The sequence below is a fragment of the Anabaena sp. CCY 9613 genome (assembly GCF_963920895.1).
GTDB lineage: Bacteria > Cyanobacteriota > Cyanobacteriia > Cyanobacteriales > Nostocaceae > Cyanocohniella.
In genome coordinates, this window is record NZ_CAWUDE010000040.1 from 1 (window position 1) to 6,462 (window position 6,462).

A 6,462-nucleotide genomic window follows, 5' to 3' on the forward strand; every position below is an offset into this window, starting at 1 on the left:
GCACCACTCAGGTTGGCACCACTCAGGTTGGCACCACTCAGGTTGGCACCACTCAAGTCAGCACCACTCAAGTCAGCACCACTCAGGTTGGCACTAATCAGGTTGGCACCACTCAAGTCAGCACTAATCAGGTTGGCAATAATCAGGTTGGCAATAATCAGGTTGGCACGACTCAAGTTAGCACGACTCAAGTTAGCACGACTCAAGTCAGCAATAATCAGGTTGGCACCACTCAGGTTGGCATAACTCAAGTCGGCTCCACTCAGGTCAGCATTGCTCAGATTTTGACTGCTAGCTCCATTGTGGAAAATATCTTGAATCAAACGAGATTTTTCATCTAATTCTGTTAATTCAACGTACTCAACAGCAGTACCCAATACTTCAGTTAGTTCCCCTGATTCAAATAGTTCGTTTATTCTTTCTAAACCTTCATCTGAACCATTAAGAATAATTCTGATACTGCCTTCCTCAACTCGAATAATTTCTATAGAAGCATCACCAGAAATCTTTTGTAACAGTGCAAGAATAGCTTTTAATTTCGACTGGTCAACTTCATTAACACTGCCTGCGATCGCAAATGCTAGTTGCTTTTGACTTGCTATTACTTTCCCGTTGTGTTTGCTTGGCTCGCTTAGGTTAGGAGCCGTTTCATAAATATTTACTGTCTCTGCATGAATATAGTGTTTCCCAATCTGCTCGTTGTAATTACCACCACTCGTTTTTATATCTTTCGCTTCTGGCGTTTGCGGCTCTGTCATGGTCATACCTATCGGTTTGCAAGCGTGGTAATCAACTCATCAGACATTCTTCACTTCCTGCCAGCCTTTAAAGAAATCACGCTACTGTTGATTGAGGTTAAGAACGAAGTTTATGCTCATTTGACTGCTCTTTCACCCTTACAGCAGCGTATTCTTGTTTTACTAGGCTTTCCAACCACTATTTATACCCAACTTGGTGGTCAATCTTTTACCCCTGAGTAGTCTTTCTTCTAACTCCCGAAAAAATGGGCGAACCGGGAGTAATAATCTTAACCCATGATTCAATAGTCTTTTTATATAATTCATGATTTGATTTTGGATGTGATTAAGTTAATAGGACTTACGCACTCGTCATGAAAATAAAGGCTTTGAGATTGCTTCCCTATGGTCGCTACGAAAATACGTTAGGGTTACGTAAGTTCTGGTTAATACAAAATATATTCACATTTATAATCGTTGTAATCTCCATTAATAATATATCTGTAATTCAGTACAAAAATACCTCAAATTTTAATATATAAAAGTAATATTTTCATTTTCAAATATTACATATTATTATTAAATTGTATGTGGTATAAATTGTAATTTACCATTGAAAAAAGTATTGACTCAATAAGTAGGGGTGGCAGGGGGAGAAGAAATCTGATCTTCGTATTGGATGCAGGAATTGAGTAATTTAATTTTTGGATGTCCCTAACTGAAGCCATCTGCCCATCTCACACCATCCTAATCTCCTTGGGGATACTCAATCCATAAGTTAGTAATATCACGTAAGCTTTGGTAATCACCATTGCCCAAAATCAAGTGATCTAATAACGGAATACCTAAAAGTTGCGCCCCTGCTAACAATTGGCGTGTCAACTCTATATCTTCCTGGCTGGGTTCTACGTTACCTGAAGGGTGATTATGTGCAACTATTGCTCGTGTTGCTCCTTGACGGATGACTTCTCGAAAAATGTCACGGGGAGATGCTAAGGTTTCTGTGGCGGTACCAATAGTAATTACTTGGGTTCCCAATAAGCGATTTTTCACATCTAATAGCAATACAGCAAAACGTTCTTGTTGTTGCCACATCAGGTCTTGACTGAGTGCAGCCGCAGCCACAATGGGGTTATCAATAGGTATACTGTCTGTGGGACGAAATTGAAAGGCGCGTTTACCTAATTCAATTGCCGCTAAAATAGTTGTGGCTTTTGCTGGGCCAATACCAGGAATTTGCATTAATTCCGCCGGGGTAACTTCTCGCAGAACTGCCAATGGATCACGTTGGTGTTTACTCAATTCTTGTAGGATATATTGACCCAAACCCACGGCTGACAGTTTTCCTGGCCCTTGACCAGTGCCTAAAAGAATAGCAATTAACTCAGCCGTAGCTAAAATTTTGGGGCCGTGGGTCATCAAACGCTCACGCGGACGCTCATTGGTGGGGATATCGGCAATTCTGAGGCAATAGGTCATAGAACAACTAAGAGAATAGTCACTTAGAAGGAACTATCTTTAGTTATCCCTTGTTTACGCTGCAAATCATCTCTTCAGGCAAAAATCTTTAATTTTTGAGAATTGCCAGTCAATGTGATAACAGTATCTCAGCTAAAGACGACGATCGCCTAGTCATACGTGACATCACTCCGACCTTTAGGTGAGGAGCTTCTAAAAATCACTTCTTAGATTTCCTAGTTGTTTCCTTTCGACTGCGCTCAAGGCGAGCCTTACGGGTTTTCGACTTTGACCTAGATTGAGGAAACTCAATCCCCGGCAAACCGTCTGCATAGGCGTTTTGGATTCCCAACTGTCCATTGGTACTAATGAGGGATATACCCCTGTTTCTAATTACTTGACCACTGGCAACATCTCTATCAGTCGTATAATTGCAACTAAGACAATGATGCACTCTAACGCTCAAGTCTTTTCTAACTTCTGCGCCACATTCAGGACACTGTTGAGATGTCCCCCTAGCGCTAACTTCACCAAAGAATTTACCACGTTTCCAACAAACATACTTGGTTATGGTTCGGAATTGTCCAAAGCCAGCATCAAGCATCTGTTTTCCCAGCATCCCTTTTGCCAGAGTGCGGTAATCTAGGTCTTCCATGAAAACCATATCACCAGAATCACAAAGGGCATGAGCTTGTTTGAAATGAAAATCCTTGCGGGTGTTATCAATTGTGTGGTGAAGTCTAGCAACTTTGATGCGTTGTTTTTCGTAATTTTTAGAGCGCTTCTTTTTTCTAGAAAGTCTGCGTTGCAGCAATTTCAGCTGGCTTTGCATAACTTTGAGAAACTTGGGCGACTTTACAAGAACGCCGTCACTAGTTGCCAAAAACTTTTCCAGCCCGACATCTACCCCAATCGGATGTCCATGTGGCATCGAATTGGGAACATTAACATCACATTGGATATTGATAGAGGCATACCAAACATCCGCCTTGTTAATTATCCGAACTTGCTTAACTACAAATCCATTTGGAATTGGGCGATGCAAGTTAATTGGAATCAACCCCAGTTTGGGAAGTTTGATATTTAATCCAATTACCGGACTTTCTTTAAACTGGGGAAACAACAAAGATTTGAATTGCCCAAATTTTTTAAATCTGGGGAACCCATGCCCAATTTCTTGAAATCCCTCCCATGCTCGGTGCAATTGTTTGAGTGCTTGCTGCAAAACCTGGCTTGGTACTTCGCCCAATCGAGGAAATACCTTTTTAGCTTTTGGCAAAGCATTAAGCTGGCGCACTTCGCTAGGGAAAGGAGCATCCGCAGCCATGATATATTCATGGCTAATCGAGCATCTGTCAACCATGCATTTCCGGCTATTGCACCAATCCTTAATTTCTCGCAGCCCATAGTTATAGGCAACGCGACAAATATCCATCCACTCAAGAAGTGTCTGTTTTTGAGGGATGCTTGGATAGATTCGGTAGCGGTAATTCATGGTTAGCATTCCACTGTTTTAACATATTTAGTGGAGAACCTGGCTCTAGTAAATTAAAGCCGGGAAGCGAAACACGGGATTTTAAACCCATTTTTCTGATAAATACTGAAATCCTAGTATATAAAAGAGCATTAATATGACAGAAGGTATTGATCAAAGCACGGCTTTAACGCAACAGTGGTTGACAGAAATCCAAACACTCAAGCAACAACTAGTAGAACAGCAGCGCGATCGCCATACGGCTTGGGAAAGTGCCCAAAAATGGCGTAAACTCTATAACACCGAAGCCGAACAACGCCGCACAGATGCTAATTTAGCCCAACAAGCCATCGCCTCCCTCAAAGCAGAGATACACCAACTCAAGGGACTAGAATCCGGTATACTCGTTGACGGCAAAGCCACCACAGAAGCCCAACAAAAAATTCAGCAAATCCAATCCATAGAAGACTTGCAAACTAAACTAATCGCCATCATGAAAGAACGCGATCGCCTACAGCAAGCCTTGAAAACCGAACAAGAAAATCACGCCCAAACTCGCCAAAGCCTTACTACCGCCCTGGGTGATGCTATTGATAGTTTGACACGAGAAAGAAATGGGTAATAGAGAAAACTCCCTGCCAGTTACGAATTAAAAATTATCTAGTTCGCAACAACTGCACAAAGGTATTACTCACCGTATTGTCTTTAGTATCCGCCGCGTATTGAATCAAATCTTCTCGCAGTTCTTTGGCTGCATCTAAAGGAAGCAACGTTGCTAACAAAAAATAAACCCCACGAAATCGAGGGTCGCCCATTCTATCAACTAGCAGTTCTTCCGCTGTATCACTTTCGCCGAGAAAGTTTTGCACTAAAAAGAAATCCATGATTTTATCGTGGCGGAAGTACCATTCTTTCTTGGCTTCGCCTTTTTCATCTTGCCACTGACGGCTAACTACCATTTTGTATTTCTCGTCTTCTAAAGACATGACAACTTGGTGAAATTCATCGGCGGGTAAGGCTTGTTTGTCTTGGAGTCGCATTTGGTAGACGGCGGCGGAAAATCTTTTGAGGGGAAATTCTTGTTTCCATTCTTGCTGGTATTCTGCCGCCATCAGGTTGTATTGCTGTTCTTGCAGGCGAAACAAGTTTGGATGTTTACCTTGTGATAGCATTAGCGCGACCACTGTGAGATCCATTGGATTGGAAAGAATTCGGCGGATACCATCTAACTCTTCTTTAGCTTGCTGCTGTTTGAGGGCTTCTATTAAATAATTGATGCAAGCTTGGGTGTAATCAGCACCTTGAATTTTGGCATCTTTGGGGAGTCGCGGCTGACGGGAGATTAAAAACTCTTGAATTTGTTGTGACTCAAGGGGCTGCAATTTATATATCTTCGCCGTTGAGGGGGGTGTCCACTCTAATGGCTGGGTAGTCATGATAATGTTGCCCCGGAAATAGCTTTCGACAAACTGGCAGATTTTGGCGCGGGTTTCGGCGGTGACTTCGTTGAGTCCGTCGATGCAGATATCTATGGCGCCACTGTAAATCAGGTTTTTCAGGAAGCCAGCATCTTGGGCTTGGCCGTGTAGCTTGGCTTGGATGGCTTCAATTACGCCTTTATCACATTTCTGGGCGGGGAGATAAACGACTATGCGCTGGGAGGTTTTCAAGAGATGACGGAGAAACATCGACTTGCCTAAGCCGGAATCTCCTTCTAAGATAATTTGTCCTTTAATGCTGGGTAAGGCTGCGGTTATGGGGAGGATGTCTCCTGAAGCGGGAACTTTGACTCTGGATTCTGGGAAGTATGATTGGTCATTAAAATTATCTAACCCAGCATCGGCTAATAGGGAAGGTTTGAAGGGTTCAAATAATTTGCGGCGGAAGGGGGGAAACCAGGTGAGGAGAAAGCCGACGTAACCCACGCCTAAGATACGGCGTACCCAAGGGTTCCAGAAGAAGATGGCTTGGACTTGGGGAAATTTGGGGTAGGCAAAGATGAGGGCAAGCCAAAAGGTAATGTGAATGAGGATGGTGTTTCTGGCTTTGAAAAACCACTGCCAACCCTCAAGGCTAATTATCTGTGACTGCACCGCATAAGCTTTAGTAGGGTAGAAAGTTTTGAGGTTGTTGTAGTGGAATTGTAGCAAACCAATATCTTGCCATTTCCAATTAACTTTTTTGTTCTCGGCAACTATGGAAATCTGTTCTGCTAAATCTTCTCTGAGTCTCTCTAGGTCTTTACTAGGTTCCCAGGCTTTGAGAAAAACCTCCAACGTTTTCTTGCCTTCATCGTGGGTAAGTTTCTCAGGAATTACTTTTTTATCAGGTCTGCCCAGCCATGTCAGTAGCGTTTTTACGTCATCTGTGCCGCCACTCAGAAAGTAAGACCAAAACCGCCAAAATTCAAAGTTTCCTGTATCTGACCCAAATATTCCCTGGTTTGGCTCATAGATATAATTCAAAACTATAACAACCTCTTCCAGCTTGAGTTGTTTTATCTTCCCTAATGCCGATGCCGCACTACTACGAAGGTAGACGGGAACCTGTTCATCCTTGAGGATATTGGCGATGTCAGGAACATACTTGGCTGCGGCGTCTCCCAAGTTGCCCAATGCCAATGCCGCACTTCTACGAACGGAGGAGGAAACCTTTTCATCCTTGAGGAAATTGAGGATGTCAGGGACATACTTGGCTGCGGCGTCTCCCAAGTTGCCCAATGCTACTGCCGCACCCTCACGAACGGAGGAGGAAACCTTTTCATCCTTGAGGAAATTGAGGATGTCAGGGACA

Annotated in this window: 5 protein-coding genes; 1 reads left to right on the forward strand and 4 read right to left on the reverse strand. The window is 43.1% G+C overall.

The genetic code is table 11. The features are described 5' to 3' along the window. The 3 genes from ACM0OT_RS23610 to ACM0OT_RS23620 all read right to left on the reverse strand — a co-directional run. Window positions 1-758: pentapeptide repeat-containing protein (locus ACM0OT_RS23610; RefSeq protein ID WP_414566808.1), on the reverse strand; the 758-nt coding region annotated here is incomplete at its 3' end. A 726-nt stretch (window positions 759-1,484) separates the two neighbouring features. Next, the gene (radC, locus tag ACM0OT_RS23615) at window positions 1,485-2,216 is read right to left on the reverse strand and encodes a RadC family protein (RefSeq protein WP_414566809.1); all 732 of its coding nucleotides are present in this window, start codon (window positions 2,214-2,216) and stop codon (window positions 1,485-1,487) included. 199 nt (window positions 2,217-2,415) lie between these two features. Then, the gene (locus tag ACM0OT_RS23620; protein ID WP_414566810.1) at window positions 2,416-3,690 is read right to left on the reverse strand and encodes an RNA-guided endonuclease InsQ/TnpB family protein; all 1,275 of its coding nucleotides are present in this window, start codon (window positions 3,688-3,690) and stop codon (window positions 2,416-2,418) included. Between the two features lie 136 nt (window positions 3,691-3,826). Here ACM0OT_RS23620 and ACM0OT_RS23625 point away from each other — a divergent pair, with 136 nt between their 5' ends. Further along, window positions 3,827-4,291 (forward strand): hypothetical protein, encoded by a 465-nt coding sequence (locus ACM0OT_RS23625; RefSeq protein ID WP_414566811.1) that lies wholly within the window; start codon window positions 3,827-3,829, stop codon window positions 4,289-4,291. 34 nt (window positions 4,292-4,325) lie between these two features. Here ACM0OT_RS23625 and ACM0OT_RS23630 read toward each other — a convergent pair. Beyond that, the coding region (locus ACM0OT_RS23630; RefSeq protein ID WP_414566812.1) for a HEAT repeat domain-containing protein at window positions 4,326-6,462 on the reverse strand (2,137 nt) is incomplete at its 5' end.

Bases quoted from the DNA above. Each gene is read 5' to 3' on its own strand.
- radC (WP_414566809.1), bottom strand. From the start codon at position 2,216: ATGACCTATTGCCTCAGAATTGCCGATATCCCCACCAATGAGCGTCCG.
- ACM0OT_RS23620 (WP_414566810.1), bottom strand. From the start codon at position 3,690: ATGAATTACCGCTACCGAATCTATCCAAGCATCCCTCAAAAACAGACA.
- ACM0OT_RS23625 (WP_414566811.1), top strand. From the start codon at position 3,827: ATGACAGAAGGTATTGATCAAAGCACGGCTTTAACGCAACAGTGGTTG.